This is a genomic window from Okeania sp. SIO2C2 (assembly GCF_010692625.1).
GTDB classification, from domain to species: Bacteria; Cyanobacteriota; Cyanobacteriia; order Cyanobacteriales; family Microcoleaceae; genus Okeania; species Okeania hirsuta.
In genome coordinates this window covers 1-26,118 of sequence record NZ_JAAHGM010000006.1, presented here as the reverse complement: position 1 = coordinate 26,118, position 26,118 = coordinate 1, and the positions used below count along the sequence as shown (strand labels likewise).

The 26,118-nt window shown below is 35.5% G+C and carries 24 protein-coding genes and 1 pseudogene; 11 read left to right on the top strand and 14 right to left on the bottom strand.

What is annotated here, in order from left to right; translation table 11 throughout:
- Positions 1 to 42: 42 nt before the first annotated feature.
- The 5 genes from F6K18_RS05430 to F6K18_RS05410 all read left to right on the top strand — a co-directional run bounded on the left by F6K18_RS05430 (position 43) and on the right by F6K18_RS05410 (position 1,477).
- Positions 43 to 189 (top strand): hypothetical protein, encoded by a 147-nt coding sequence (locus F6K18_RS05430; protein ID WP_192901307.1) that lies wholly within the window; start codon positions 43 to 45, stop codon positions 187 to 189.
- Between the two features lie 23 nt (positions 190 to 212).
- Positions 213 to 374, top strand: coding sequence for a class I SAM-dependent methyltransferase (locus tag F6K18_RS05425; protein WP_287519346.1), 162 nt, complete (start codon positions 213 to 215; stop codon positions 372 to 374).
- A gap of 6 nt (positions 375 to 380) precedes the next feature.
- Positions 381 to 626, top strand: a complete 246-nt coding sequence (locus tag F6K18_RS05420; protein WP_287519345.1) for a hypothetical protein — start codon at positions 381 to 383, stop codon at positions 624 to 626.
- 105 nt (positions 627 to 731) lie between these two features.
- A complete protein-coding gene (locus F6K18_RS05415) occupies positions 732 to 1,118 on the top strand; it encodes a class I SAM-dependent methyltransferase (RefSeq protein ID WP_287519343.1) in 387 nt (128 codons plus the stop codon).
- A 152-nt stretch (positions 1,119 to 1,270) separates the two neighbouring features.
- Entirely contained in the window at positions 1,271 to 1,477 is a 207-nt protein-coding gene (locus tag F6K18_RS05410) for a hypothetical protein (RefSeq protein WP_287519342.1), read from the top strand.
- Positions 1,478 to 1,576: 99 nt separating this feature from the next.
- Here the strand turns inward: F6K18_RS05410 and F6K18_RS05405 are convergent, their stop codons facing one another.
- Together F6K18_RS05405 and F6K18_RS05400 are read right to left on the bottom strand one after the other, a co-directional pair.
- Positions 1,577 to 1,723 carry a hypothetical protein gene (locus F6K18_RS05405; RefSeq protein WP_287519341.1) on the bottom strand — a complete coding sequence of 49 codons (147 nt, stop codon included), beginning with the start codon at positions 1,721 to 1,723 and terminating at the stop codon, positions 1,577 to 1,579.
- Between the two features lie 179 nt (positions 1,724 to 1,902).
- Complete coding sequence (locus F6K18_RS05400) at positions 1,903 to 2,895, bottom strand: RluA family pseudouridine synthase (RefSeq protein ID WP_287519340.1); 993 nt, start codon at positions 2,893 to 2,895, stop codon at positions 1,903 to 1,905.
- Positions 2,896 to 3,241: 346 nt separating this feature from the next.
- Here F6K18_RS05400 and ilvN point away from each other — a divergent pair, with 346 nt between their 5' ends.
- Both ilvN and F6K18_RS05390 read left to right on the top strand, forming a co-directional pair.
- On the top strand, positions 3,242 to 3,766 hold the full coding sequence (gene ilvN / locus F6K18_RS05395) for an acetolactate synthase small subunit (protein ID WP_124147476.1): 525 nt from the start codon (positions 3,242 to 3,244) through the stop codon (positions 3,764 to 3,766).
- 619 nt (positions 3,767 to 4,385) lie between these two features.
- Positions 4,386 to 6,422 carry a cadherin domain-containing protein gene (locus tag F6K18_RS05390; protein ID WP_287519339.1) on the top strand — a complete coding sequence of 679 codons (2,037 nt, stop codon included), beginning with the start codon at positions 4,386 to 4,388 and terminating at the stop codon, positions 6,420 to 6,422.
- Positions 6,423 to 6,621: 199 nt separating this feature from the next.
- On the opposite strand, the gene F6K18_RS05385 is transcribed toward F6K18_RS05390, so the two are convergent.
- The 6 genes from F6K18_RS05385 to F6K18_RS05360 form a co-directional block, all read right to left on the bottom strand.
- Positions 6,622 to 10,320: an adenylate/guanylate cyclase domain-containing protein gene (locus F6K18_RS05385; RefSeq protein ID WP_287519337.1), complete on the bottom strand. Its 3,699-nt coding sequence runs from the start codon at positions 10,318 to 10,320 to the stop codon at positions 6,622 to 6,624.
- 1,508 nt (positions 10,321 to 11,828) lie between these two features.
- Positions 11,829 to 12,221 (bottom strand): RidA family protein, encoded by a 393-nt coding sequence (locus F6K18_RS05380; protein WP_287519336.1) that lies wholly within the window; start codon positions 12,219 to 12,221, stop codon positions 11,829 to 11,831.
- A gap of 267 nt (positions 12,222 to 12,488) precedes the next feature.
- The gene (locus F6K18_RS05375; RefSeq protein ID WP_287519335.1) at positions 12,489 to 13,307 is read right to left on the bottom strand and encodes an ion transporter; all 819 of its coding nucleotides are present in this window, start codon (positions 13,305 to 13,307) and stop codon (positions 12,489 to 12,491) included.
- A 152-nt stretch (positions 13,308 to 13,459) separates the two neighbouring features.
- Positions 13,460 to 14,788, bottom strand: coding sequence for a photosystem II assembly protein (locus tag F6K18_RS05370; protein WP_287519334.1), 1,329 nt, complete (start codon positions 14,786 to 14,788; stop codon positions 13,460 to 13,462).
- Positions 14,789 to 15,166: 378 nt separating this feature from the next.
- On the bottom strand, positions 15,167 to 16,048 hold the full coding sequence (locus F6K18_RS05365; RefSeq protein ID WP_287519333.1) for a radical SAM protein: 882 nt from the start codon (positions 16,046 to 16,048) through the stop codon (positions 15,167 to 15,169).
- Between the two features lie 702 nt (positions 16,049 to 16,750).
- Complete coding sequence (locus F6K18_RS05360; protein WP_287519332.1) at positions 16,751 to 17,755, bottom strand: Gfo/Idh/MocA family oxidoreductase; 1,005 nt, start codon at positions 17,753 to 17,755, stop codon at positions 16,751 to 16,753.
- Between the two features lie 309 nt (positions 17,756 to 18,064).
- Between F6K18_RS05360 and F6K18_RS05355 the strand changes: the two genes are divergently transcribed.
- Positions 18,065 to 18,355, top strand: coding sequence for a 2Fe-2S iron-sulfur cluster-binding protein (locus F6K18_RS05355; protein WP_287519331.1), 291 nt, complete (start codon positions 18,065 to 18,067; stop codon positions 18,353 to 18,355).
- Between the two features lie 108 nt (positions 18,356 to 18,463).
- Here the strand turns inward: F6K18_RS05355 and F6K18_RS05350 are convergent, their stop codons facing one another.
- Positions 18,464 to 18,616, bottom strand: coding sequence for a hypothetical protein (locus tag F6K18_RS05350; protein ID WP_287519330.1), 153 nt, complete (start codon positions 18,614 to 18,616; stop codon positions 18,464 to 18,466).
- Between the two features lie 189 nt (positions 18,617 to 18,805).
- On the opposite strand from F6K18_RS05350, the gene F6K18_RS05345 reads away from it, so the two are divergent.
- Both F6K18_RS05345 and F6K18_RS05340 read left to right on the top strand, forming a co-directional pair.
- The gene (locus tag F6K18_RS05345; protein ID WP_287240281.1) at positions 18,806 to 19,099 is read left to right on the top strand and encodes a ferredoxin; all 294 of its coding nucleotides are present in this window, start codon (positions 18,806 to 18,808) and stop codon (positions 19,097 to 19,099) included.
- Between the two features lie 67 nt (positions 19,100 to 19,166).
- On the top strand, positions 19,167 to 19,475 hold the full coding sequence (locus tag F6K18_RS05340; protein WP_287240279.1) for a 2Fe-2S iron-sulfur cluster-binding protein: 309 nt from the start codon (positions 19,167 to 19,169) through the stop codon (positions 19,473 to 19,475).
- Between the two features lie 83 nt (positions 19,476 to 19,558).
- On the opposite strand, the gene F6K18_RS05335 is transcribed toward F6K18_RS05340, so the two are convergent.
- The 4 genes from F6K18_RS05335 to F6K18_RS05320 all read right to left on the bottom strand — a co-directional run bounded on the left by F6K18_RS05335 (position 19,559) and on the right by F6K18_RS05320 (position 22,992).
- Positions 19,559 to 19,690: a hypothetical protein gene (locus F6K18_RS05335; RefSeq protein ID WP_287519610.1), complete on the bottom strand. Its 132-nt coding sequence runs from the start codon at positions 19,688 to 19,690 to the stop codon at positions 19,559 to 19,561.
- Between the two features lie 57 nt (positions 19,691 to 19,747).
- On the bottom strand, positions 19,748 to 20,590 hold the full coding sequence (locus F6K18_RS05330) for an aldo/keto reductase (protein ID WP_287273188.1): 843 nt from the start codon (positions 20,588 to 20,590) through the stop codon (positions 19,748 to 19,750).
- 833 nt (positions 20,591 to 21,423) lie between these two features.
- Entirely contained in the window at positions 21,424 to 22,326 is a 903-nt protein-coding gene (locus F6K18_RS05325; RefSeq protein ID WP_287273186.1) for a hypothetical protein, read from the bottom strand.
- A gap of 99 nt (positions 22,327 to 22,425) precedes the next feature.
- The gene (locus tag F6K18_RS05320) at positions 22,426 to 22,992 is read right to left on the bottom strand and encodes a Uma2 family endonuclease (protein ID WP_287519329.1); all 567 of its coding nucleotides are present in this window, start codon (positions 22,990 to 22,992) and stop codon (positions 22,426 to 22,428) included.
- Positions 22,993 to 23,473: 481 nt separating this feature from the next.
- On the opposite strand from F6K18_RS05320, the gene dacB reads away from it, so the two are divergent.
- Positions 23,474 to 24,937 (top strand): D-alanyl-D-alanine carboxypeptidase/D-alanyl-D-alanine-endopeptidase, encoded by a 1,464-nt coding sequence (dacB, locus tag F6K18_RS05315; RefSeq protein ID WP_287519327.1) that lies wholly within the window; start codon positions 23,474 to 23,476, stop codon positions 24,935 to 24,937.
- Positions 24,938 to 25,924: 987 nt separating this feature from the next.
- Here dacB and F6K18_RS05310 read toward each other — a convergent pair.
- Positions 25,925 to 26,118, bottom strand: a pseudogene (locus tag F6K18_RS05310) (IS701 family transposase); the annotation flags it as partial.

Below are 26,118 nucleotides of genomic sequence, written 5' to 3'. Positions count from 1 at the left end.
AGTGCGGGATAGTAAAAATAAATCAATTTTGAACTATAAATTATGGTAAATAAAATTTCTGCTGAAGAATTTTATGATGATTTTGCTGCCAACTATGATGATGTAGTCAAAGACCCCAAATGTAATGCACAACACATGAGGCAGCTAAAATATTCCATCAATATAATTACCATCAAGGTAGTATTTTAGATATTGGTTGTGGTACAGGTTTTTTGAGTCAATTATTGCAGGGAAATTTTGAATATACAGGTATTGATATTTCGGCTAAGATGCTGGAATATGCAACTAAAAGAGGTTATCAAACTATTCATAAACCAATAGAAACGGCTTTACCTGAAATTGATACTCAATCCTATGATTTTGTTTTTTGTTGAAGTTCATTGCATTGTGTCGAAGATGCTCAAACAACAATTGAACATCTTTATCGAATTGCTCGTCAAGCTATTTTAATTAGTATTGATGAAGCGACAGAGCAATATATTAAAAATTTTGTTGTGCCAGTTTACGAGCATTCAAAAATGGTAATTGACAATGCTATGGAAGATTATTTTATATTAGGTTGGACTTCTCCAACTACAGGTATTCCTATCAGAACTCGGATGATTTTTATTGAACAAAAAAGCTAAAGTAATAGTTGAATATTTAATAATATTTAAGGTTCAACGCTCGCCTATTTATTATACTATTACTATGCTGGATGATAGAGCTAAGTCAATTTTGGATTGTAAGTTATGGTAAACAAAATTTCTGCTACAGAATTTTATGACGATTTGGCGGCAAAGTATGATGATGATTGGCTCAATAATAGTCAGTATAATGTACAACATGTAAATGAAGCAGTTAAAATATTCCAACGACACGATTATCGTCAAGGGAGTATTTTAGATATTGCTTGTGGAACAGGAGCTATTAGTGAATTATTACAGGGAAATTTTGAATATACAGGTATCGATCTTTCTACTCAGATGCTGGAATATGCAGCTAAAAGGGGCTTTGAAGAAGGAGACAGGAGACAGGAGACAGGAGACAGGAGACAGGAGGAAAATTACATGGGGATAGTCAACGAAGGGCCGCTCCGCGTCTACGCTCCCCCAAGTAATTTTGAACACCCCCGTTGACGGTGGGGTATTAAACCCACAAAGAAAATGATAAAACTATCAACAAGTGAATTGAAACAGCTTTACCGGAAATTGAGACAAATTCCTACGATTTTGTTTTTTGCCTCAGTGCATTACTGCTAATTGAAGATGCTAAAACGGCGATCAAGCAGATGGAGCGCATTGCTCGTCAAGCTATTTTAGTTAGTATTGATGAGACAACAGAGGAATTTATTAAAAATTTTGCTGTGCCAGTTTATGACCATTCAAAAATTACAATTGAAAATGCAACTGAAGATTATTTTATAGCAGGTTGGATTTCTAAAACTACAGGAATTCCTATCCGTACTCGCATGATTTATATTGAAAAAAACAATTAAATTTAATTATAGATTAAGTAGTGATTTTTTAGTTTACCTCCTGACAATTAAAAGGATGTACTGAACTAATATCACTACTTCTAAAAGACTATATTTTTTTTAAAATACAAAAGGTATGATTGAAGTGGGAGCAGGTATCATTTCACTACCTCTAAAATCTAGTAGTTGTACAATAATTAAATAGGCGATCGCCAAAGCGATAGAAATAGCTCCAGTAATAATAGCCACAATTTTTCCACGATCCATAATTTTCTACTCCTGAACTTATTTCATAATTAAAAAAATTAGCTTTTTGTTGGTTGGGTGGAGGAACGTTCTTCGTAGCTTATCTGCAGGATAAACTTAACAAACTCGTTTTGTCTGTTGGGTTGCGCTACCGCTTAACCCAACCTACAGTATTATAACTGACTCCTGAGTTCTAACTTCTAACTTCTAACTTTTGACTTTTGACTTTTGATTTCTAATCCAGAACGTCTACGCAAAACCTCAACCAAAGTGAGAAAATCTTCTGGCAAAGGAGCGATCGCCTCCACTAACTCTTCAGAAACAGGATGTTGTAACTCTAGTCGCCAAGCATGAAGCGCTTGACCAGTTAAATTCACTCCTACCGAACGACCTTTTCCATAAATAGTATCCCCCACAATAGGATACCCTATTTTAGCACTATGAACCCGAATTTGATGAGTCCTGCCAGTCTCTAACCGAAACAACATCATAGAAAAATTTCCCAAACGTTCCTTAACTTCCCAATGAGTAACGGCGACTTTTCCGCCTCTTTCCACTGGTGTCACTGCCATCTTTTTGCGGTCTACCCGATGACGACCAATAGGTAAATCTATTTTACCACTATCTGTTTTCGGACTACCATAAACTACTCCTAAATATTCCCTTCTAGCAGTTTTCGCCTGTAATTGTGCCTGCAAATGTTGATACGCTTGGTCTGTTTTTGCGACCATTATTGCTCCAGTCGTATCCTTATCTAAGCGATGCACAATACCCGGTCGTTGCACTCCACCAATACCCGCCAAAGAATCACAATGAGCTAAAAGTGCATTCACCAAAGTACCATCAGAATGTCCGGGAGCTGGATGTACGACTAAACCTGCTGGTTTGTTGATAATTAATAAAGCATCATCTTCGTAGAGAATATCCAGAGGAATATCATTAGCTTCTATTTCTAAAGGTACTGGTGGGGGAATAGTTAAAATAATCCGATCGTCATGCTGTACTATTACTTTTTTAGAGGTGCAGAGTTGGTCATTTATTTTCACATTACCTTGGGATATTAACTTTTGAATATGCGATCGCGATAGGTCAGGTATTTGCTCAGATATCCAGATATCCAAACGCTGATTTATTTGCTTGACAAATTCACCCTTACTCTTTACCTCTAAAATTATTGAACTTTCATCAGCCATAAGTTGTACAAATTGTTAGTGGGATAAAAACCCGATTAAACCTAAACTTAAGTATAAAATAACAAAATATCAAATATAGCACTACGCAAATAGGGAGCGGACATTTTTAACGAAGTCAGAAGTCAGAAGTCAGAAGTCAGAAGTTATTTTTGGAGCGGGACTTAAATTCCCGTTACAAAAATATTTCGCCTTAAAAGGCGGGGTTGAGCGACCCATATTATTTTGATAAATGATCAAAGTTAGTCAGGGATTACTTCTGACTTCTGTACGTCGCCAATCCGACGGCTCCCCTATCTGACTTACGCGTAGCGCTATAGGTTGGCCAAGATAGCTACTGAATTAGAGAATGAAACATACTCTTTCTGTTTTAGTTGAAGACGAAGCGGGAGTTTTGACCCGCATTGCTGGTTTATTTGCCCGTCGTGGTTTTAATATTGAAAGTCTGGCAGTTGGCCCAGCAGAACAATCTGGTGTTTCTCGAATTACAATGGTGGTGCCTGGGGACGACCATGTGATCGAACAGTTGACCAAACAACTATATAAGTTGATTAATGTTTTGAAAGTACAAGATATTACAGCTATTCCCTGTGTGGAACGAGAGTTAATGTTACTCAAGATTAATGCTACTACAAATATGCGATCGGAAGTGGTTGAAATTGCAAATATTTTTCGGGCGCGGGTAGTAGACTTAGGTGACGACTCATTAACTATTGAAGTAGTAGGAGACCCAGGAAAAATGGTTGCCATTGTCCAAATGCTTGCTAAATATGGTATCCGTGAAATTGCTAGGACAGGCAAAATCGCTTTAACTCGTGAGTCTGGAGTTAATACTGAGTTCCTAAAATTGAGAGCTTTGGAAGTAAAAATGTAAGTATTTTCTAGGATGTTAATAAGGAAAGGGTTAATCCTATAGGAGAGGGAATGGTAATTTAAGCTTTTCTCTCAGTTTCAAGACTATGACTTGTTTTTTAAAAACCTAATTTTTCTTGATCTTTTACTGATTTAAATTTTATCCTAATCCTAGTTGTTTTCAATTAAATATCCTACCTTAAGTAATTACTCCTTTTTTGAGTGCAACCTCATTAGAAGTAATTACTTTTTTTTATTAATATTTTTTTGTGTTAATTAAATAGAACGACTAACAATATCCTTAAGGATATCCGACGGTAATATCGCTAAAAATACGATTTTTAGCTTAAAAAAAATTAAGGAAAGTGTTTTTACTTAAGACAAAAATACTAACTTTTTGATATTGCAAAATTGCTCCCGGAACTCTACAAATTTCCATGTAGCTCTAGATAGAAAATTAAATAATTTATTGTTCTTAAGACACAAAACAAGTAGTTAAATTATTTCAATTAATGATGAATTTAAACTACATAATTTTGCTGATTTTTCGAGCAATATTTAATTACTAAAAACTTGAGTTGACAAGGGAAATAATCCCTATTTTTCAATTACTGTCCTTTAAATTTACAACAAAACAAACTATGGCTACTACACTTCCTTCCGCCCAAGACCAATATATGCTCGAATTGATCAACAGAGGTCGCCAAGACCCTGCTGCAGAAGCAGATCACTATAATATTGATCTAAATGAAGGACTCGCACAAGATACAATCTCCACTGATGCCAAACAACCTCTAGCATTTAGTCTCAACCTCAATACTGCTGCTAACGAACACAGTCAATGGATGCTAGATAACAACGAATTTAGCCACACAGGAGAAAATGGTACACAATTCTGGGAACGTATGACGAATGCGGGGTACCAATGGTTTGGTGCTGGGGAAAATATCAGTTTTGATTCACCACTAGCTTCCGGTATTTCCGACTTCACCGGTCTTGTGGAGGAAAACCACAAAGATCTATTCATAAGTCCAGGTCATCGTGAAAATCTTATGAATGCTAGCTTTGAGGCAATCGGAATTTCTTCATTACAAGCAACGACGTATACTTGGAACGGGACAACTTACACTGATGTAGTGATGACTACCCAAAAGTTTGGCCGTAATAACGATGGTCCATTGATCACAGGTGTTGCCTACACTGATGCAGTTACTGACGACGACTTCTATACAGTCGGTGAAGGAATAGGCGGCATAACAGTTACAGCAGTTGATACTGCCAATAGTGCTAATACTTTCACAACTACTACTTGGGATGCAGGTGGTTATAGTTTAGATGTAAGTCCAAATGCGACTTACGATGTTACCTTCTCTGGGGATCTCGATGGGGATGGTCAGGCAGATGATACAGCTACTTATCAAGTTACTGTTGGTTCCGAAAACGTCAAACAAGATGTGGTTAGCGACAATTTACCTCCATCTACTCCCACCAATAATCCTCCCACAGCAGTACAAATAGATAACGATACTATTGAGGAAAATAGTGGCAATAATACAGTGGTGGGTAATTTAACTACTTCTGACCCTGATGCTGGGGATACTCATACTTATCAATTGTTAGATAATGCTAATGGTCGTTTTGCTCTGGATGGAGACCAAATAGTAGTTGCTGATGGTTCAGGGTTGGACTTTGAAAGTAATCAGACTCATAATATTACTGTGCAAACTACTGATGAGGCAGGTGAAAGTTTCAACCAACAGTTAACTATTAATGTAAGTAATGTGGATGAGACTCCCACCAACAGTGCTCCCACAGCAATACAAATAGATAACAATACCATTGCTGAAAATAGTAACAATAATATAGTGGTGGGTAATTTAACTACTTCTGACCCTGATGCTGGGGATACTCACACCTATGAATTGTTAGATGATGCTAATGGTCGTTTTGGTTTAGATGGAGACCAAATAGTCGTTGCTGATGGTTCTGGGTTGGATTTTGAAAGTGATGCGAATCATAATATTACTGTGCGAACTACTGATGCTGGGGGTGAAAGTTTCGAGCAACAGTTAACTATTAATGTAAGTAATGTGGATGAGACTCCCACTGAACCAGATAACTTCAATACTATCTATGGAAGTGACAACAACGATAATCTACGTGGCACAGTAGATAATGATGCGATCTACGGTGAAGGTGGCAATGATTTAATTATTGGACGGAAAGGTGACGATCTGCTCAATGGCGACAGTGGAAATGACGAAATTAATGGTGGTTCTGGTAACGATATCCTCAATGGTGGTTCTGGTAACGATATCCTCAATGGTGGTTCTGGTATGGATACTCTTACAGGAGTAGACATAACTTCTGCTCAACCTGGTTATAATGAGATAGATATTTTGCGGGGCAATGCTGATGCCGATCTATTTATCTTAGGCGATAGTAGTCAAGTTTACTACACTGGAAATGGTATAAACGATTATGCTAGGATTGATACTTTCAATAGTGGTCAAGGCGATCGAATTCAACTATCTGGAAGTAGTGGTGACTATACATTAGAAGAAAATGTTCCTGGATTGCCAAAAGGAACTGCTATTTACAATAATGATGATTTGATTGGTATTGTCAATAATGTTGTAGATATGGATTTGAATAGCAGTGATTTTTCTTTTGTATAAATCTCTAGTTTGGTCTAAATTGATTTGGTTGGTAGTGGTGCATTTCATGATTTTGGTAAAGGTATGGTGAGCATTTTAGCCACCATCCACCACTACTATAGCAAGGAATACCAAAACGTTCTTTGCTCTAAATACCAGGTAAGTCTACCAGTTCTTCCAATTTGCCACTTCATTTGTCAGTATTCAACTGGACATGATATTAGTCTACTCGACCCTCAAGCAAATGATTTTTGTGCGAAAAGATAAAATTTTTTTCACTATTTTCCCTTCTACCTTGAAGCCAATAAGTAATCATTTCTCCTCTACCTCTAACCGCAATATTTCCCCGTGGTTCTAATAAATATTTATCTTTTAAAAGTTGATAAGTAGCTTCAGTAACTTGAATTTTTCCAGGTATTCCACTTGCTTCCATTCGAGATGCCACATTAACTGTATCACCCCACAAATCATAAATAAACTTTTTAGTACCAATTACTCCTGCTACAACAGTTCCAGTATTAACACCAATCCGAATTTGGAAAGGTTTTCCCAAGTCATTTAAAAATTTAGTAATGGCCTGCTGCATATCTATTGCCATTTCAGCGATCGCTTCTGCATGATCGTCTCTAGCTGCGGGTAGACCACCAACGACCATATAAGAATCCCCAATAGTTTTAATTTTTTCTAAATCATGTTGTTCAGTCAATTGATCGAAAGCTGAGAAAATTCGATTGAGCAGATCAACTAATTGATTAGGAGATATCCGAGCTGAAAAACCAGTAAAATCGACAATATCAGCAAACAAAATAGTTACATTTTCAAACCGTTTAGCAATTGGATGTTGATTTTGTTTTAATTTTTCAGCAATCTTCGCAGGCAAAATATTCAACAATAAACGGTCAGATTTTTCTTGTTCTAATCGTAGTGCACCCTCTACATACTTACGTTTTGTAATATCTTGAATTGTACCTTCATAATAAAGTATTTCTCCCTCAAAATTACGAACTACACGAGCATTTTCAGAAATCCAGATTATAGTACCATCAACACGATAAGCTTCTGATTCAAAGGATGATATAGAACCATCTTTGTCAAGGGCAGCAATAAACTCAGAGCGACGATTTGGATTAACATAAAGTTGTTGGGCAATGTCAGTCATTTGATTTTTCAACTCTGCTTCCGAGGAACAACCATACATCTTCGCTAAAGCTGGATTTGCACTAATGAAATATCCTTCTGGGGAAGTTTGAAATATACCTTCTGCAGTATTTTCAAAAATGCTACGATATTTTTCTTCAGCTCGCTGTAGTGCATCTAGCACCCGTTTGCGTTCTGTAATATTACGCGCTACCCAAATCACAGAGTTATCTGGTAATGGTGAAATGTTAGCAGTAAACCAAATTTCATTAGGATTAGGAAGAGGAGAATAGGGATAGGGAGGCAAATCAGAAGATTTGTAATTAGGAACTTTGCATGAAATTCCCCATAGAGAGTTAGGCTTTTGAATATTGCCGTTCTGTGGATTTACAAGCAGACTATATTCTAAATTAACAGTTTCATGTGTATTCAGCACCCGCTGAATATTAATCATAAATAGGTTTGCTTGTTGAGGAGGCAAAACTTCATAAACACTTTTACCAATCAATTCATTGATGGGACTATATAACACTTCTGAATTAGTAGATAAGATTTTGACATATCTACCTTTAGCATCGAAGACAGTAATTACATCAGTCATTGCCTCAAACAAAACCCGCAGTTCCGCTTCTGATTTTCGTAAGGCGGTTTCTACTCGTTGACGCTCTGTAACTTCCATCATTAACAAACGATTTGATTCTTTGAGAGCAGCAGTACGTTCCTCCACTTTTGTTTCTAACTCCTGATTAGCTCTTTGCAATGCTTCTTGTGCTTGTTTACGTTCTGTAATATCTTCAACAGTTCCTTCGTAACGAATTAAATTACCATCTCGGTCTCGTACAGCTCTGGCATTTTCAGAAGTCCAGATCAGACTACTATCTCGGCGATAAACTTGTGACTGAAAGTTAACTACAACATCATGCTCCCGTAGTATTTGCATAAGTTGATAGCGGCTTTCTTGATTACCGTAAAGTCGATGTTGTAAGGAAGTAAGGTTAGTCATCATCTCTTCAGGAGATTCATAGCCATAAATTCTAGCTAATGCGGGGTTAACACTTATGAAGTAGCCATCGGGAGTTGCTTGGAAAATTCCCTCGACGGCATTTTCAAAGATGGTACGATATTTCTCTTCTGCTTGTTTGAGTGCTGCTTCTGCATCTTTGCGTTCGGTAATATCAATACCTACAGCAAAAGCAGCTTTACCTTCAGCATATTTTTGGGAAACAATTAAATAATTCCGAGCAACACCATTAGCATAAGCAGATACTTCTCGACAGTCATCCCGAGCGTGACTGGCAAAAAATTGGCGCATAAATTCACTAAATTCTTCGCTGGCCTTCAGAAAGCCAATATTTTGGCCAATAAAAGCTTCTTTTGGTAAATTGTAAGTTTGTGCTAAGTGTTTATTAACTCCCAAGTAATGTAAATCTGAGCTGATCCAAGAGACAATTCCTGGAACTGCTTCTAAAATAGCTCCTAACTGTTCTTTAGTTGCTCCAAGGTCATTTTCTGCTTGTCTGCGTTCGGTAATATCAATACCTACCACAAAAGCAGCTTGATTTCGATCATATTTGCGAGCAACAATTAAGTGATTTTTGGTTTGATTTTGGTAATTTGAAATAATCTCAGAAGTTATTTCTTGCTGAGAACTTGCAAAAAATTCTTTAATTAAGGTATTAAATTCAGAGCTTTGATCTATAAAACCAATATCTTTACCGACAAAATCTGTTCTCGAACGTTTAAAGATATCAGCTAATTGTTGATTTACTTCAATATAGGTTAAGTCTGAATTAATCCATGAAACCATTCCTGGAACTGCTTCTAATACTGTTTCTAGTTTTTCTTTAGCTGCTAAAAGATTTTGTTCTGCTTGTTTGCGTTCGGTAATATCAATACCTACCACAAATGCAGCTTGATTTTGATTGTATTTTTCTGCTACAATCAAATAATTTCGAGGTTCTCCATGAATTTGTGATACTATTTCACCTGTGATTTCAGACTCAGAACTAGCAAAAAATTTATCAACAAATTTATTGAATTCAGAACTTATGCCTAAAAAACCAATGTTTTTACCCATAAATTCTTTTCTGGGCATACTAAAAATATCAGCTAACTTTTGATTAACTTCTATATAACATAAATCCGAACTAATCCAAGATACTGTACCTGGTACTGCTGCTAATACTGTTTGTAACTGTTCTTTAGCATTTATTAGGTCATTTTCTGCTTGTTTGCGTTCTGTAATATCAATACCTACCACAAAAGCAGCTTGGTTTTTGTTGTACTTTTCTGCGACAACCAAATAGTTGCGAGGTTGTCCATGAACTATTGATGTAATTTCACGACTTGTTTCTAAATTTGAACTTTCAAAAAATTCTTGTAGAAAGTCATTAAACTCAGAACTTGCGCCTAAAAAACCAATATTTTTACCCGCAAATTCTTCTCTGGGCATACCAAACATCTCAGCTAACTGCTGATTGACTTCTATGTAGTGTAAATCCGAACTCACCCAAGATACTGTACCAGGTACTGCTGCCAAAACTGTTTGTAATTGCTCTTGAGCTGCTTTCAGAGCTGTTTCTGCTTGCTGGTGTTTAACAATTTCTTGCACTAACCGATCGTTTGATTCTTTGAGTGCTGCAGTGCGGTCTTCAATGATCATATTTAACTCTTGCTCATTTAAAATGCAACTTGAATTTGCTGTTTTTAGTTCACTAACACTTTGGCGCAGAGCAATCAATTCCTGAATCAATTCCTTTTTAGTTTTATCTTGGTCATTCATAATTTTCAAAGTTTATGATGATCTGGGAGTATATTAATTTGTATTTAATCGTGCACTTATTTATACAAAGTTATCTTGATTCCTATTTAATTTGTGCGCAATAAATATAATCATTTTGCTATTCAAAATGTTATACATTATTATCAATTAATACTAACTGTTGATAACAAATATTAATTATTCTCTCTCTCCTACCATAATAGTAGTTTTAATTTTGGTCGGGTGGACTTGAAGAATTTGAGAATATTAAAAATTTTTTCCTTTAAATCCTCCTATTTTCTGCTTTCAAAGCATCTATTCTAAAAATTAATTAAATTGAGAAAGGCGACAATTTAACAATTGTTTATATTTAGATGAATCATTTTTAGATGCCAGGGGGCTATCTACCAATCTATTCATCGATCTAGTAGACATTTCCTGATATAATTTGTATCAATTATGATGTTTTTTTCCTGGTTTGATATCTCTGTATTCCTTATTTTGAGAAGGTTACAGATGGAGATGCCCTATGATAGCCAAAAAACTGATGATATTGTAACACTCTCATATCTTAATGTCAAAATTTGGCCATGGATCTGAAATAAATTGTTACTTTATCAAATAACCAATTAATTAAATTTGATATATAGTAATCTTAGATGTAGTTATATAGACAATATTCTGGCAATAAGCAAAAACTCTATAATAGATAAAAATATCAGAATTATTTTGAGGTATCTACTACTACTTAGATTAGTAGAAATCTACTTCATATTGGGATGATCGGCGAGTTAAAACCTTGTAGTCAACAACACCAATTATTGTAAAATTTTTCATAGTAGTGAGATGTAATTTTATTCAATTTCCTACTTTTTCAGCAATTTCACTTTCAAAAATATTTAACACAACCACCTTGAGGAAATATTAGGGGAGATGGGGAGTGTGGAGAGTGTGGGAACCCACCCCTAATATCAAGTCTCGTTAATTAGAGATAATAAAAATGTGTTCTCTGATAAATTTCTTCCTATTCCCTATTCCCTGTTCCCTGTTCCCTGTTCCCTATTTCCTATTCCCTATTCCCTGTTCCCTGTTCCCTGTTCCCTATTCCCTAAAATTTTTTTTTATTGTGGGTGTTTAAAGAGACATGATATAACCCCTCCCAGGAGGGGAATGTGGGAATATCAAGAAAGATTTGGCAATGGCGCTCAGATAAAACATTTTTTTATACCGAACCCGAGCGGATTTGATCTTAGCGGAGAAGTTTTGGATATATGCACTCTAGAGAAAATCTTCTTTTGATATCAAGTCTGCCTCAGTATTTAATTAGGACTTATACCATGTCCGGTTGATTACTTATAAATAAACTACGGAGGAGTCAGGAGGGAACAAAGAAGAATAAAGAGGAGTAGAAGCAGAAAGTTTTTTGTTTGCTGGCGCACAACGCACGTTAACGCGGAGCGCGGAACAGAGTTCTATCGCGCTCTTCTCCGGACATGATATCATATCTCTTTTCACCAACGCCGAACTTTTTATAGTACTGCAATACAGTCAATTTCTACAAGTACATCTTTGGGTAAGCGAGCAACTTCAACACAGGCGCGGGCAGGGGCATTTTCGGGGTTGAAGTATTTAGCGTAGATGGTGTTTACGGTGGCAAAGTCGTTCATGTCTTTGAGGAACACGGTTGTTTTGACAACATTTGACCAAGATGCACCTGATGTGGTAAGTATAGCTTCTAGGTTTGCCATAACTTGTTCTGTTTGTTTGCTTACATCGTCGGTGTAGACTATTTGGTTGGTTTTAGTGTCGATCGCTATTTGACCTGAGACGAAAATCATTTGACCTGTGGCAGCGATCGCTTGATTATATGGGCCAACTGGTTCGGGAGCTTTATCAGTTTTGATTATTTTACGGGTTGTCATATTTTGTTTTTTTGTTGGTTGATTATGGCTTGGTGTTGATGGCTAATAATTTTCAGCTTGATACATTTCACCATTTAGCATTATTGCATAAGTAAAGTCTATTTTTTCAACTTTAATGTAGTTATATCATGTCTGCTTAATTAGTGATAGAAAACTTTCTTCTTCTGTTCCTTCTTTTTTCCTCCTGACTTTTGACTCCTGAGGAGGTCATCCTCCGTCATTATTTATAAGTATTCAACCGGACATGATATTACTGCCATAATCTTGTTATTTTTCATCTATTTTTTGACCACAATGGGGACAAATTATAGATTTTTTATTTTGATTTGAAGCCCGTTTTTTTTCTATTTCTTCAGTAAAACCAGAAGCAACTATACCTGCTGGTAAAGCAAATATACCAACTCCTATTAATGCAACGATCGCCCCTAAAAATCTACCTAAAGGAGTAATAGGATAAACATCTCCATAACCTACAGTAGTTAAAGTGATAATTCCCCACCACATAGCAGCAGGAATATGAGGAAAATTATCTGGTTGAGCTTCATGTTCAGCGAAGTAAATTAAACTGGCAGAAGTTACTAATAAAACTAAAGCAATAAATAAAGTAATAACTATCTCTTCTTGTTTTGACTTGATAACTTTACCAAATAATTTTACTGTGCTTGAATATCTACTAATTTTGAATAACCTAAATATTCTAAACAAGCGAAACGAGCGAGTAAATATTAGATTTGGCCAAAATAAAGGTAAGTAAAATGGAAGAATTGCGATTAAATCAATAATTGCTAAAGGTTTAACCATAAATCGTATTCTTCCCCATACTGGATGTTTATATCTAGGAGCAACATTGGATGACCAAACCCGTAAAATATATTCTATGGTAAATATAATTACTGATATTAGTTCAAAGTTATCTAACCAGATTTGGTATGGTTGATAAATCTCTTCTACTGTGGAGATAATTACAACTAGAATACTCAGAAAAATCAATGTGATGATGCAGATTTTGAAGGTTTTGCTGTAAATATCTCCGGGATTATCTAGCTCAATAATTTGAAATATTCGACGTTTGATTTTGTCAAGCATTTTTCTAGATAAGTTTTGGAGTTATAGCAATTCCCAAAAAGCGTGAGGTACAAAATTTTAGGCTTGAGGGAACAGGGAACAGGGAACAGGGAACAGGGAATAAAAAGACAAAAAGATAACTGTACCTCATGACTTTGGGAAACGTTATCTTTTCATTTTTTGCAGAGAATTATATAGTCATCTAATCCATAGTTTGAGTTATGATTTAATCCAAGATATTGACGTTTAAGTGGGCTTATATATTTTTGAGGAGGTAATTTTTCATTAGCATACTTCAAAAAGTCTTTATGATATTCTCTGATTCCTGTTGAAGTAACATATTTATACCACTCCAGTTTTAACCCTAATTCCTCAACAAACTTTTCAACTAATTTCTTTTCTTGGACTGCATCTTCTTTGCGCTGCATATTATAAATGTTAAATATTTTATTTATTTGAACAATTAACATTACATAACCATCACTACTCAAACTTTCCTGAAAGATTTTTCGATAAACCTCGAAAGACTTCTTCTTTTCTGCTTGCTCGGCAAATAAACAATGAGAAATAACTATAAAATCAAAGAAACCTCGTGGCAAAATTTTCGATTGTTCGTTGTATGTAAAAATATCAGTTGTATCAAATCGAAAATAAAGATTAGTTGGCATTCTTTGTTGTTCTATATATTGTCGCCAAAATTGAAGACTTCGATATTGAAATTGAGCTTGTTTTTCTAGGGAATAATAAGATATGTGCATCGGAGGGTTGAGTAAAAAGCCACTACTACTTTGCAGGAATAAAGCTAACCCATAGGCTACTGTTCCCGGACCAGCAGCAATATCTAATATATTCATTTTTGTTGGTAATAATCCACTTTTGTAGACAAAATACCAAGCCAAATAATTACAATAAACATTATTTAAAAAATATTTCATAAAATAGACATGAGGAGTTAAGCTGAAGCCATAATCTGGATCGGCTCCACGCTTTAACCACTCTATATCTCTGTTAGCTTTTTCTAATTCTAGTTTTCGTTTTTTTTCAGGTATTCTTTTTATTTCGGTTTGAATATACTCTGCCAAACTTGATTCAAAATCGTCAAATATCCGTTCATTTATTCCAGTACATTGCCATAAATTTTCATCTTTTTCAATTAACTGAAAACTTTTCGTGACAAATTCAATAAATTTTGGTTCTGGGGTCAATACATAGTCATCAAGTCGTCTAATTACTGGCTCGTCAAAATCAATCTTTAATTCTAACTCATCTAATTTATAAACAGCTTTTCTCAGATGCTCGGTTAAACTATTGATTTCTCTATCTTTGTCATTTAAAGCTGTCTGAAACTTCAGCCTATCCCAATACAAATTTTCTAGAGGCGATCGTTTAGCTGTTGAATTTTCAATAGCTTTGAATATATGATTAGCTTGAGAATTTTTGCCTTGTTTTAGGGTAAATAAAAACTTGAGAGAACGCCAAAAATTTGTGATGTGATTATTCATTAGTTAATTCTGCCTGAAATTATTTTATTCCTCAATTATTTAGTTTTCGTATTAACTTGAGCAGAGAAATTCTGATAATTTATCCCTAGTGCCACTACAGGGAAGTTAAAAGTCAATCATTTTTGATTTGTAATTGTTTTAGGGTTTTGTAACTGGTCAGTTATTTCTGCCATCCTGCACTAGATTAAACTGTTGATTTATCTATCTTTACCATGTAAAGATGCCTGAAATTTCAGCCTATCCCGATACAACTTTTCTAGAGGCTATCATTTAGCTGTTGAATTTTCAATAGCTTTGAATATATGATTATCTTGATGATTTTTGCCTTGTTTTAGGGCAAACCAAAACTTGAAATAAAACCAAAAATTTGCATTCTAATTATTCATAAGTAAATCCTGCTTGACCTTCTTTAATTTCTACATCACTCAGTATTTCTACTAACTGAGATTTGAAGTTTTGATAATTTTTATTTTCATTATTGTACCACCAACTATACTTTTTTTTCATATCTATAGCCTCATTACGAGTGCTTGCTATGAGCGATCGCTTATGACTAGCATGAAACTCTTGAATTACAACTCTATCTACAAAATTTAGTTGTCTAATAAAATTTTCTTGTTCTTCTGGTAAAGTCGGCAGTAAAGGAGTAATAGTAATAGAAAGTTTAGGCAAATAACCTGTTAAATCATTAATTGTTGTTTTGATTTTTTTCATAGCATTAAGCCTAGCTTTAATACTAGGAGTTTGAGGCTCAAAATCTTTTCTTATTTTCTCACTACCAGTGGGAATACTCATATTAATTCTGAGATGTTTAAATCGCTGTAAAATATCAATATCTCTAGTTATCATTGGGCTACGAGTTTGGATAACTAAAATTGGTTTATATTCCAACATTACTTCTAATAATCTGCGGGTTAGTTGAGTTTTGGATTCTATCGGTTGATAAGGGTCTGTCACACTACTCATATAAATACTAGGAGCTTTAGAAGGATTTTTCTTCTCCCATTTCAATAATTCTTTCTCTAAAACTTCCGCAGCATTTTCTTTAATCAAAACCCATTTTCCCCATTCATCTCTCATTTTTTCATTAGGGCTAAAAGCTGCAGCATAACAATAGCTACAACCATATTGACAACCGCGATATGGATTTAAAGTAAAGTCATAAGCTTTAATAAAACCACTAGCTTTATTCAATATCGATTTAGCGTTTTGTGCGTAAACATCAGCACTGCCAAATTTTTCACTAACTACTAATATCATGTTCGGTTGAATACTTAATAAATAACTGTTGTGAGGAGTCAGGAGTCAGGTAGGGGAGCCGTCGGATTGGCGACGTACAGGAGTCAGGAGGGAAGAAAGGAGGAATACATAGGAAATATTAGAGAATAGTATTGATAATTTCAGGATTTCTTTGGTACTGTCAGTGCTATCAGTCCTTAAATTTTATGATAACTGACCCGTCCGTTAGCGTAGCTCCCCCGGAGGGGGAACATGATATAATATATTAAATGATGAAAATGTTTTTTTTATTACCAAAATTCCAGATTAATTCAGTATTTTCAAGGCTAAAATTTTCATAAATAAAATCAACAAATTTTCTGTTGAAAAGGATCTAAATTTTAATTTAATTAGAACAAAACTATTCCAGAAAAGAGGCAGTAGGCAGTAGGGGAAAAGAATTGATAAATTCTGTGTGATAATTGATTTGATTTTTTATTATAGGAGATGTCTATTTTAAATTCCCAGCTCTGTTGTTGTAAGCATTTCCTACGGAATGCTGCGCAAACAGCATTCAGCTATGAGTTATGAACTTATATCATGTCCGGATAATAGCGCGATAGAACTCCGTTCCGCTTACGCGATCAAAAAACTTTCTCTTTCTTCTTCTTTCTACCCTCCTGACTCCTGAGTTCCCCTCCTGGGAAGGGCGAGGGGTGGGTTGACTCCTGACTCCTTCATCTTTTATAGATTAATAATTTTCTTGATTTCTGATGCTTTTCTCGTCGCCTCAGCAACTTTTAGGGTATACAAACTTGCTTCTGGAGTTACATATAAAGGAGTTCCCTCCAGTAAATGTTCAATTACCATTTTTGTATCTTTAGCAAATAAACCTCGTCGCGCCCCCACTTCTATAGTTTCTGTTTTTTCTCCCTGCAATAGTTGACCTTGTTGAGGAGTAAAAATTAATGTGCCTGCTTCGCCGTAAATACTAAAAATGTTTTCTGAGAGCCAAAATGTTTCACCTTTGCCATAGACGCTTTCCCCAATAACACCATTGCTAAATTTTAACTGGGCAGTACACAAACAAGCATTATAAAGGTCTGCTTCAGTGTACCAAAACTGACTTTGGCAATTGACATTATCAACTTGACCAAATAGATCGATAAACCTATGCAAACGAGAAAGCGCTCCCATCAAAGGAAAGCCAAATAATGAAGTTTGATAAGTCCATTTTACAGGTGCTGGCTGTTTAGAATTGATTGTAATGTAACGAGCGTAGAAGACTTTACCAATAGCTGATAAAGATTGTTTAATAGCATTATGAAGACCGCCAAGAAGCTCAATATGTTCGACGTGCAATAGCTTATTTTTCTTAGCTGCTAGAGAAATTAATGATTCCGCTTCATTTGAGTCTAGGGAAAGAGGATACTCCACAATGATGTGTTTATCATTTTCTAGGGCTGCACGAACAATTGATCCATGGTCTCTATTAATAGTAGAAACGATAACTAGATCCAAATCTTCTCGTTTTACCAACTGTTGCCAAGAAGCTGTATTCTGAACTTGGAAGGTTTGACTAAATTCCTCAGTTTTTTCTGGGGTATGACCTGCTACCGCAACTAGGAGCGATCGCTCATCTGCTTTCAATGCCTCAGCTCTAGTCTTAGCAGCATGACCAGTACCAACAATACCCACTCTGATCGGGATAGTGGGGCATAAAGAGGAAGAGAGATTTGTCTGGATCATAGTTAAAATACAAAATCAAAAACTTATATTTTAGATTGTATATGCCAATGGTCGTACTATACTTCAATATTTTTTAACATCTGTCTCAGGGTTATTGTCCAACCAGGTATAAGTAATCAGAATTAAATTAGAATTATTTATAACAAATTCTATAGTAATTTTTTGCCTAATTTGTTTTACAACATTGATTTTTTCCCTTAATATCAAAGATGGAAATAAAACAAGTACAAATAATTTGGCTAATCAAGCCTTGTAATTTGTATAAGTTTAAATTATATATAGACAAAACTAGCTGAAGAGGAAAAATAAATGGCCACTTACAAAGTTACTCTAGTTACACCAGATGGTGAAAAAGTAATTGAATGTCCTGATGATGAGATCATTCTTGATATTGCTGAAGATCAAGGATTAGATTTACCCTATTCCTGTCGCGCTGGTGCTTGCTCCTCCTGTGCTGGTAAAATTGAATCAGGTACAGTAGATCAAGACGATCAGTCATTTTTAGATGATGACCAGATAGAACAAGGATATGTACTAACCTGTGTGGCCAAACCAACGTCTGATTGTACTATTAAAACTAACGTGGAAGAAGAGCTATAAGTAGTAGAACAGAGCAAATTAATTAATTTTTTTTGGTAATAGTTGATGATCTTTCGACTATCAGCTAATACCCTTAAATTAAGGACCTTGTGTGAGGTAATTAATCAGCTAGCTTAAGCTCCAAGTAATTTTGGGGTTTTGCTTGTTTGGGTAATTGACCTCTACTAATTCTAATGTGAATCCCAAAAAATGGGTATCAGCGATCGAGATGAAATTATCAATACCGATCGCCGTCTTTCTAGTATATATTTGTATTAGCATCTCTCCATATCAGTGAAAGGAGTGCGTAGCATTCTAGTAGGAGAGAAAAATCAATCAACGAAGTGCTGACTTCAACCATCACGAGTCAGCTCTATCACCTTGAACATGAGTACGACTCTATCTCACAACTAATGAAGCCTTCTTTTCTGTTGGATAGAGGCGAAACTATTGAATATTAAGGAGTGCAACATGGCAAGCTATAAAGTAAAGCTGAAAACTCCAGATGGAGAGCAAGAAATTGATTGTCCTGAAGACAAGTATATTCTTGATGAAGCAGAAGAGCAGGGACTTGACTTACCTTACTCTTGTCGTGCTGGTGCTTGTTCTACCTGTGCTGGTAAAATAGTAGAGGGTACAGTAGATCAAGGCGATCAGTCATTTTTAGATGACGATCAGATGGCCGCAGGGTATGTTTTAACTTGCGTAGCTTATCCCACATCTGATTGCACAATTGAAACCCACCAAGAAGAAGCACTTTACTAAAGTTAGCAACTTCGAGTCAATCAAAAATCAAAAAAATTGTCTAATTAATTATTGAGAGGAAAATTATATGCCTACCTACAAAGTTACTCTAGTAAATGAAGCAGAGGGAATCAACCAAACTATTGATTGTGCCGATGATACCTATATCCTTGACGCTGCTGAAGAAGCAGGTCTTGACCTACCTTACTCCTGTCGTGCTGGTGCTTGTTCTAGTTGTGCAGGTAAAGTAGAAGGTAATGCAGATGATGTAATAGATCAAAGTGATGGCTCCTTCTTGGATGACGATCAGATCGCAGAAGGATATGTACTAACTTGTGTTGCTTACCCTAAAAAAGACTGCACCGTTACGACTCACCAAGAAGAGGCACTTGTGTAGTTGAGAGAGTGTTTGTCAAATAAATATTAGACAGCGTAGTGGCGCGTCAAGCTTAAAATGGTATTGACATGGAGAAACAGGTGTTAAGAGTCTTGGCGTGCCACAGTTTCAACAACAGGATAAAGATGCTTCAATTTAATTGGTGCATCTTGGGTTGTCAAATGCCAAATTACTTGACTAGCTGTGCGATTTTGTTCCCGATGACTTTTTCCCATAAGCTCTAGTATTTTTCAACAAACCTAAAACCTAAAACCTACAACCTACAACCTTCCTCAAGTCCAAGCACGGAAAAAAGTATTTTCTTGCCAAACACTGGCTGTTTTTTGTTCGATCGCTCCCATGTCCTGTTGAGTTAACTGTTGAAACGTTTGGGCGACTCTAACATTAGACTGCAACATTTCCACAGACTCTGTAGCTACGATACAACAATGTACACCCTCTAAGGACAATACATATCCCATCGCTTCCTCCATATTCAATACCCCCGGTCGGAGTAATTTACCGTAAGCTGGTATTTTCATTCCAATAACACCCACATTTTTTTGTTGCGCAACAGGTAACACAGTAGGAGCAAATGGTCGTGGATGATGTTTGTCAGCAGCATTAATAGAAACCAGAGTCGTGTCAAATGGATAGCGACGTAGTCCCTCAGCAATAATATCAGGTTCGTGATGACCTGTAATTCCTGAAAATTTGACTATACCTTGTTCTTTTGCTTCTTCCATTGCTTTGATAGCACCTTGGGAACTGAATATTTCATCTAAAGTTTCTGTAAATGAAACATGGTGTAACTGCCACGAGTCGAGATAATCTGTATTTAACCGTTTTAGCGATCGCTCTAACTCTCTCCATGCTCCGTCGCGGTCGCGTCTTCCGGTTTTACTTACCAAAAATATATCTTTTCGATAAGCGGGTAAGACTTTTCCTAAATGTTCTTCACTTGCACCATAACTAGCAGCAGTATCAAAATATCTAATTCCTAGAGACAGAGCAGCTTCAATTATTGCAACTGACTCTTTTTCCTGTCCGCTTTTATTGAGGGGTGTTCTTCCTGCTCCACCTAAACCTAACAATGGTACTTTTACACCCGTTTTACCTAATACTCGTTCTGGCATTGTGGATGTGGTGGGTAGTTTTTCAGCAGATGCTACTTTGGTTTGAGTCTGTTTATTGATGGCAGCACCACCGATGATGCCACCCGTAACCGCAAGACTGGTTATTATTAAGTTACGTCGAGTCGTTTTTTTTTCATAGTTATCGATAGGTTTTTTTGACGTTATAACAACTCTAAAAAATTATGTTTTTTGTGATAGCATATTTCATCTTAGTAAGGTACAACTGTGACATACAAGGCTCCTGTGTTACAGTTTTTATCATTAGACATCTCCAGAAAATAAATAACGGGACTTAAAGCATTGTATAAAACTAGCTTAATCCTGAAAATTAACCATAAAAAATCTTTTTTATACCTTTTTCCTGAAAATCTATATTCCTGTTGCCTGTTGCCTCTAAGAGCAAGAAGCCCATTCTTTTTCGGAGATGCCTATTAATATTTGTATTTCATATACTTGGAATTTACTGTATATTATACCAAGCGTGAAAAAAGAATGTTACGAATAGTAAGAAGAATAAAAAGAAAAATGCAGGATATGCCCTTTGACAAAAACGATGATTTCCGATCTAAAAAACGCTTTAAATACTATTCATTCTGACTCCTGACTCCTGAGGACTGACTCCTAAGAAATATCCTAGCTATTTGTAGCAAACATTTATCAAATTGGTATTACTTACTTATTTTGGGTTAGCAAATATCAATTACAGGACTTACGCAAGTGAACTCAGAAACCGGGTTTCTCGTAGATGTTTACTGTCAAAAACAATGATTTACCCTAGAAACCGGGTTTCTTGGTGCTGAATATACTCTTGCAAAAAAAATTACGATCCACCACTACCTAGAAATCTTCTCTTGGGTAAGTGCAACAGCATCTATTTTAGTAGGTTCCTTGTTTCTATCTCTTCTTAAGAGAATATTAACGGCCTTAAAGGTTATAGCTTCCTTCATTCCATATATATAATCTCCAGTCTCTTCATTCTGACCAATAACGTGTTTCCATTGTGACGGTGCTACTACTAAAGATTCACCTAATGATTCCCATTTATCATCTTTGAAAAAGAAAAGCTCGACCTCAACCTGCTGATTTTTTTCCTGAACTCGCATACGGTATTCTCTTTGAGAATTAGGTTGACTATCCAAGGTGACATAGGGAAATTTAGAACCATCGCGCTCTTCTGGTTGTACGCCAGGAGTAAAATCTGGATCTATATGCAGTCTTATGAATCCAGGGATAGTAGGTTCTTTAGGACGTATCCAAGCCCTAAGTTCAGGATTTTCCCTAACCTGACTGAAACTTTTTGGACAGGGAGAAGCATCTTCTGTGAGAATAATTTTAACATCTTGACCAACCTTCCCATTCCAACAGAAGGGTGAATTCTCGGCATATTCTAAGCCTAAAATATAAGTATTTCTCGGCTTTGTTGCATCTTCTGGAAAAATCCCTCTCCAATACAAATTAATCGCACCATTACTTGGATCGAGAGGACTTATTCCTAATTTGGCTAACTTCAGTGATGCAATTTGAAAATCACCATCTGAAATTAAATAACCTGAATCAATACGAAGTTTTGAACGTAGTCGCCAATTTCCTTGACTATCAAAGTCATCTTTTAATAAAACTGTCTCATTTGAACTAAATTTAAAATCAAAAATAAAGGTTTTTTCAGAGAAAATTGCTATACTTACTACCATGCTTGCTACCAGAATAAGAACCAGTAAATAATTTTTAATTTTCATTGATTTAGTAAATTAATTTGTGGTCAGTTAATAATACTACTAATTAATCACAAAAATCAAGGAATAACAAAAACAAGACTTACACACCAACCACTAAATCTAAAAATCCCACTCCATAAATAAGTCTGTTACTGGTAATGTAAAACCTGGTAAAATATCTTCTCCATCTAAATTATCAGCAACTTGTAATAATTTATCTGGTTGTGGTTTATGGTAGATTAAAATTGATTTTTCATCAGGATTAATTACCCAAACTAACCGACAGTTATTTTCAAAGTATTCAACAATTTTTTGATGTAGTTCCTCAAATGTATTATTGGGAGAAATTACTTCTACTGCTAAATCGGGAGCGCCCTGAAAATAACCTTTAGGTAATCGCTTTAATCCTAATAAACGGTCTTTGGAAACAAAAGAAATATCTGGAGAACGTTTATTACCAGATTTGAAAGTAAAGGCTGTACTAGAATCGCAAGTTACACCTAATTTTTTAGGACGAGCATATAATTCTATTACACCACATAAATAAGCGGTAATATTACCATGCTCCATTCCCGAATTTCCCATATCAACAACTTCTCCATTAATTAATTCATAATGACTGCCATCTTCTGATAAAGCCTGAAACTCTTGGTCAGTTAATATCTTATTTTCGGTTGCTAGATTCATAAATTTATTCTGCTATTTTGTGATATTTTTTTGTGATAATTTAATTAAGTAATTTAATAATTTATCAAATTAGCCCAATTACATTTTAGATCATATCAAATCTGCTTGCTATGGTTCCCGTTTGCGTAGTATAAACTAGGAGAAAATTGGAGTATATAGAATTTATACTGTCAGTAGGGGCAAACTGCCGTTTACCTCTACAATATTGATTCTTATTACTAAATGCCAAATAATACTAAATAAAAGCGGATTTGGTATCATAGCAATTTGAAAAAAGAATGTTACAAATAATAAGCAACATGAAAATAATTTGTAGGAAATATATATTGGACTAAAAAGATAAATTACTACATAAAAAATGGTATCAAACCTATTTATTCTGACTCCTGACTCCTGTCTCCTGACTCCTAAGCAGTAACCTAAATATTTGTAGCGAAGATTTATAAAACTGGTATTACACTCTATTTTTAGTCAATAGCAAATGTTTAAACTTTCCCTCAAACAAATTACAATTACTTTTCTTGTAGTATTTCTCAATCCATTAATAGCACTTAGTCAGGAAATTGCTACAACAATTTGTCCCTCTGAATTAAGTAATCGGATTGATGCTGTAGTTAACCGCCCAATTTTTAATCGTTCTCGGTGGGGAATTTTAGTTGAAACTTTATCGGAAAAAACAACAGTTTATAACCGAGATGCTGAATATTATTTCATTCCTGCTTCTACGGCTAAACTATTAACAACTGCAGCAGTATTACAAAAACTTCGCCCTCAATTTAGAATTAGAACTTCAGTTTATGGTGATGGGAATGGCAATATATATATTGTGGGTAGAGGCGACCCTAGTTTAACAGAAACTCAACTGCAAAGTTTGGCTCAACAATTAAAGGAACAAGGGATAGAAACTATTAATCAATTAATTGCTGATGATAGTTATTTTGAAGGAATAGGAGTTAATCCTAATTGGGAATGGGAAGATGTTCAGGCTGGTTATGGCGCACCAATTAATAGTTTAATTCTGAATCAAAATGCTATAGATTTGGTTTTGTCGCCTCAAAATTTAGGTCAACCTTTACAAGTTACTTTTGTTAATTCTGTTGAAGCTCAAAAATGGCAGATTGAAAATAATTCGGTGACTGTAGGGAAGAATGAAAAAGAATTTTTAGAAGTAGGAAGAGATTTTATTCAGCCAATAATTCGGATATCTGGGCAATTACGAGTTGGCTCGGCATCGGAACCTGTTTATGTGGCGGTTGTAGAACCTATGGATAATTTTTTAAATAAATTTCGTGAAGTTTTAGCAACAACAGGAATTAAGGTTTCTCAAGTAGTAAAAAAATCACAGATTGCCTCTAATATTAATTTGACTGAATTAGCTTTTGTGGAGTCTCCAACATTAGGGGAATTAGTAGAGGAAGTTAATAGAAAGAGTAATAATGTTTATGCAGAATCTTTGTTACGGCAAATGGGAGTTAGGAGTAGATTAATTCCTAGGAAAAAATCTAATAATCAGACTTTAGCAAAAAGTTTGGAGGAGGTAAAAGTAATTTTAACTAGGTTAGGAGTAACTCCCAATAGTTTTGTTTTAAATGATGGCTCTGGTTTGTCTCGTCATAATTTAGTTAGTCCGGAAGCTTTGGTACAAACTCTCAGAATAATGGCTAATTCTCCTTGGGCAAATATTTATAGAAATTCTTTACCTGTGGCTGGTGTAAATGGTACATTGAGTAGACGTTTTAGAAATAGTTTTGCTGAGGGAAATGTACAAGCAAAAACAGGAACAATTAGTGGAGTTTCTGGTTTAGCAGGATATATTCAACCTGCTAATTTTGAGCCTTTAATATTTAGTATTATTGTCAATCAGTCTGACTTAGAAACCAAAGATTTGAGAAGTGCTATTGATGAAATTGTTTTGCTCTTAACTCAGTTAAAATCTTGTGGTTAGAAGAAGGAAGAAGGAAGAAGAAATAAAAAGGAAAAAGTGGATGGGGATAGTCTTCGACAAGCCGCTCCGCGTCTACAAACCCCAACTAATTGTAAACACCATGTAGACAGTGGGGTATTAAACCCAAAAGAAAAAGATAATTTTTGGAGTAGTTAAAAATTATTAAAGTAGCACTCAGCAATCAGCAATCAGCTTCTCAAGGTGTATAATGGGGGTTTTAATCCCCCATAAAAGGCACACCACGCGCTTTTTCAAATATAGTGGGGGACTTAAACCCTTGAATTTTCAGCTGATAGCTAAATGCTGTTTGCGGAGCATTCCGGAACGGAAAAGCTGATAGCTAGTTAAATTATATTAATTCACATTAATATACAGCAGATTCCACTTTGGTACACAGATCGCGGGCAAGATGCCCGCACTATAAACATTTAATTGTTAATTTCTGTACTTCTTATGCGAGGAATCTGCTGTAATACCAATAGTAAAGTTTTTCCCTGAATCTATCCCACTATAGCGCTGTGCGCAGGGAACAGGCAACAGGGAACAGGGAACAGGGGGAATAAATTGCCGTTTGCGCAAGCATTCCGTAGGAATCATATAAGACTTCTAGCTCTTTTGCCCCTACTACAATTTGTAAATATACCAGCGCTCATTGCTATATTTTTTTTTACAGGTTTATTTGTTTAACAGGACTTACGCAAAGACACCATATATAGTGCATAATAATTTTGGCGCTCTTCACTATAATTGTGTGCGATCGCTTCAGTCTTAATTCAAAAAAACTTCAGCTATTCAAGTTAAACAAGTTTTATTTTAATTGAAGGATATTTCAATTCTGAGACCAGTTGAAGAAGGAGACAGCTATACTGGAGACAGGAGGAAAATTACATGGGGATAGTCAACGAAGGGCCGCTCCGCGTCTACGCTCCCCCAAGTAATTTTGAACACCCCCGTTGACGGTGGGGTATTAAACCCACAAAGAAAATGATAATCTGATAACAATTCATGCTTAACTTGATAAATAGTTTTTCCTATTTTCACAGCTAACCTCTTTAAAAAATTCCACACCAACATCGCACAAGCAATATGATTTTTTTGAATTTTACCCAGAGGACCCAATCCAAAACTTTAGACCTGTTAATTGCTTAATTTCTCTGTGGAATTATTCAATTTTCCATCTG

Coding starts and splice junctions, on each gene's coding strand:
- F6K18_RS05430 (WP_192901307.1), top strand. CDS start 43: ATGGTAAATAAAATTTCTGCTGAAGAATTTTATGATGATTTTGCTGCC.
- F6K18_RS05415 (WP_287519343.1), top strand. CDS start 732: ATGGTAAACAAAATTTCTGCTACAGAATTTTATGACGATTTGGCGGCA.
- F6K18_RS05410 (WP_287519342.1), top strand. CDS start 1,271: ATGGAGCGCATTGCTCGTCAAGCTATTTTAGTTAGTATTGATGAGACA.
- F6K18_RS05405 (WP_287519341.1), bottom strand. CDS start 1,723: ATGGATCGTGGAAAAATTGTGGCTATTATTACTGGAGCTATTTCTATC.
- F6K18_RS05400 (WP_287519340.1), bottom strand. CDS start 2,895: ATGGCTGATGAAAGTTCAATAATTTTAGAGGTAAAGAGTAAGGGTGAA.
- ilvN (WP_124147476.1), top strand. CDS start 3,242: ATGAAACATACTCTTTCTGTTTTAGTTGAAGACGAAGCGGGAGTTTTG.
- F6K18_RS05390 (WP_287519339.1), top strand. CDS start 4,386: ATGGCTACTACACTTCCTTCCGCCCAAGACCAATATATGCTCGAATTG.
- F6K18_RS05385 (WP_287519337.1), bottom strand. CDS start 10,320: ATGAATGACCAAGATAAAACTAAAAAGGAATTGATTCAGGAATTGATT.
- F6K18_RS05380 (WP_287519336.1), bottom strand. CDS start 12,221: ATGACAACCCGTAAAATAATCAAAACTGATAAAGCTCCCGAACCAGTT.
- F6K18_RS05375 (WP_287519335.1), bottom strand. CDS start 13,307: ATGCTTGACAAAATCAAACGTCGAATATTTCAAATTATTGAGCTAGAT.
- F6K18_RS05370 (WP_287519334.1), bottom strand. CDS start 14,788: ATGAATAATCACATCACAAATTTTTGGCGTTCTCTCAAGTTTTTATTT.
- F6K18_RS05365 (WP_287519333.1), bottom strand. CDS start 16,048: ATGATATTAGTAGTTAGTGAAAAATTTGGCAGTGCTGATGTTTACGCA.
- F6K18_RS05360 (WP_287519332.1), bottom strand. CDS start 17,755: ATGATCCAGACAAATCTCTCTTCCTCTTTATGCCCCACTATCCCGATC.
- F6K18_RS05355 (WP_287519331.1), top strand. CDS start 18,065: ATGGCCACTTACAAAGTTACTCTAGTTACACCAGATGGTGAAAAAGTA.
- F6K18_RS05350 (WP_287519330.1), bottom strand. CDS start 18,616: ATGCTAATACAAATATATACTAGAAAGACGGCGATCGGTATTGATAAT.
- F6K18_RS05345 (WP_287240281.1), top strand. CDS start 18,806: ATGGCAAGCTATAAAGTAAAGCTGAAAACTCCAGATGGAGAGCAAGAA.
- F6K18_RS05340 (WP_287240279.1), top strand. CDS start 19,167: ATGCCTACCTACAAAGTTACTCTAGTAAATGAAGCAGAGGGAATCAAC.
- F6K18_RS05335 (WP_287519610.1), bottom strand. CDS start 19,690: ATGGGAAAAAGTCATCGGGAACAAAATCGCACAGCTAGTCAAGTAATT.
- F6K18_RS05330 (WP_287273188.1), bottom strand. CDS start 20,590: ATGCCAGAACGAGTATTAGGTAAAACGGGTGTAAAAGTACCATTGTTA.
- F6K18_RS05325 (WP_287273186.1), bottom strand. CDS start 22,326: ATGAAAATTAAAAATTATTTACTGGTTCTTATTCTGGTAGCAAGCATG.
- F6K18_RS05320 (WP_287519329.1), bottom strand. CDS start 22,992: ATGAATCTAGCAACCGAAAATAAGATATTAACTGACCAAGAGTTTCAG.
- dacB (WP_287519327.1), top strand. CDS start 23,474: ATGTTTAAACTTTCCCTCAAACAAATTACAATTACTTTTCTTGTAGTA.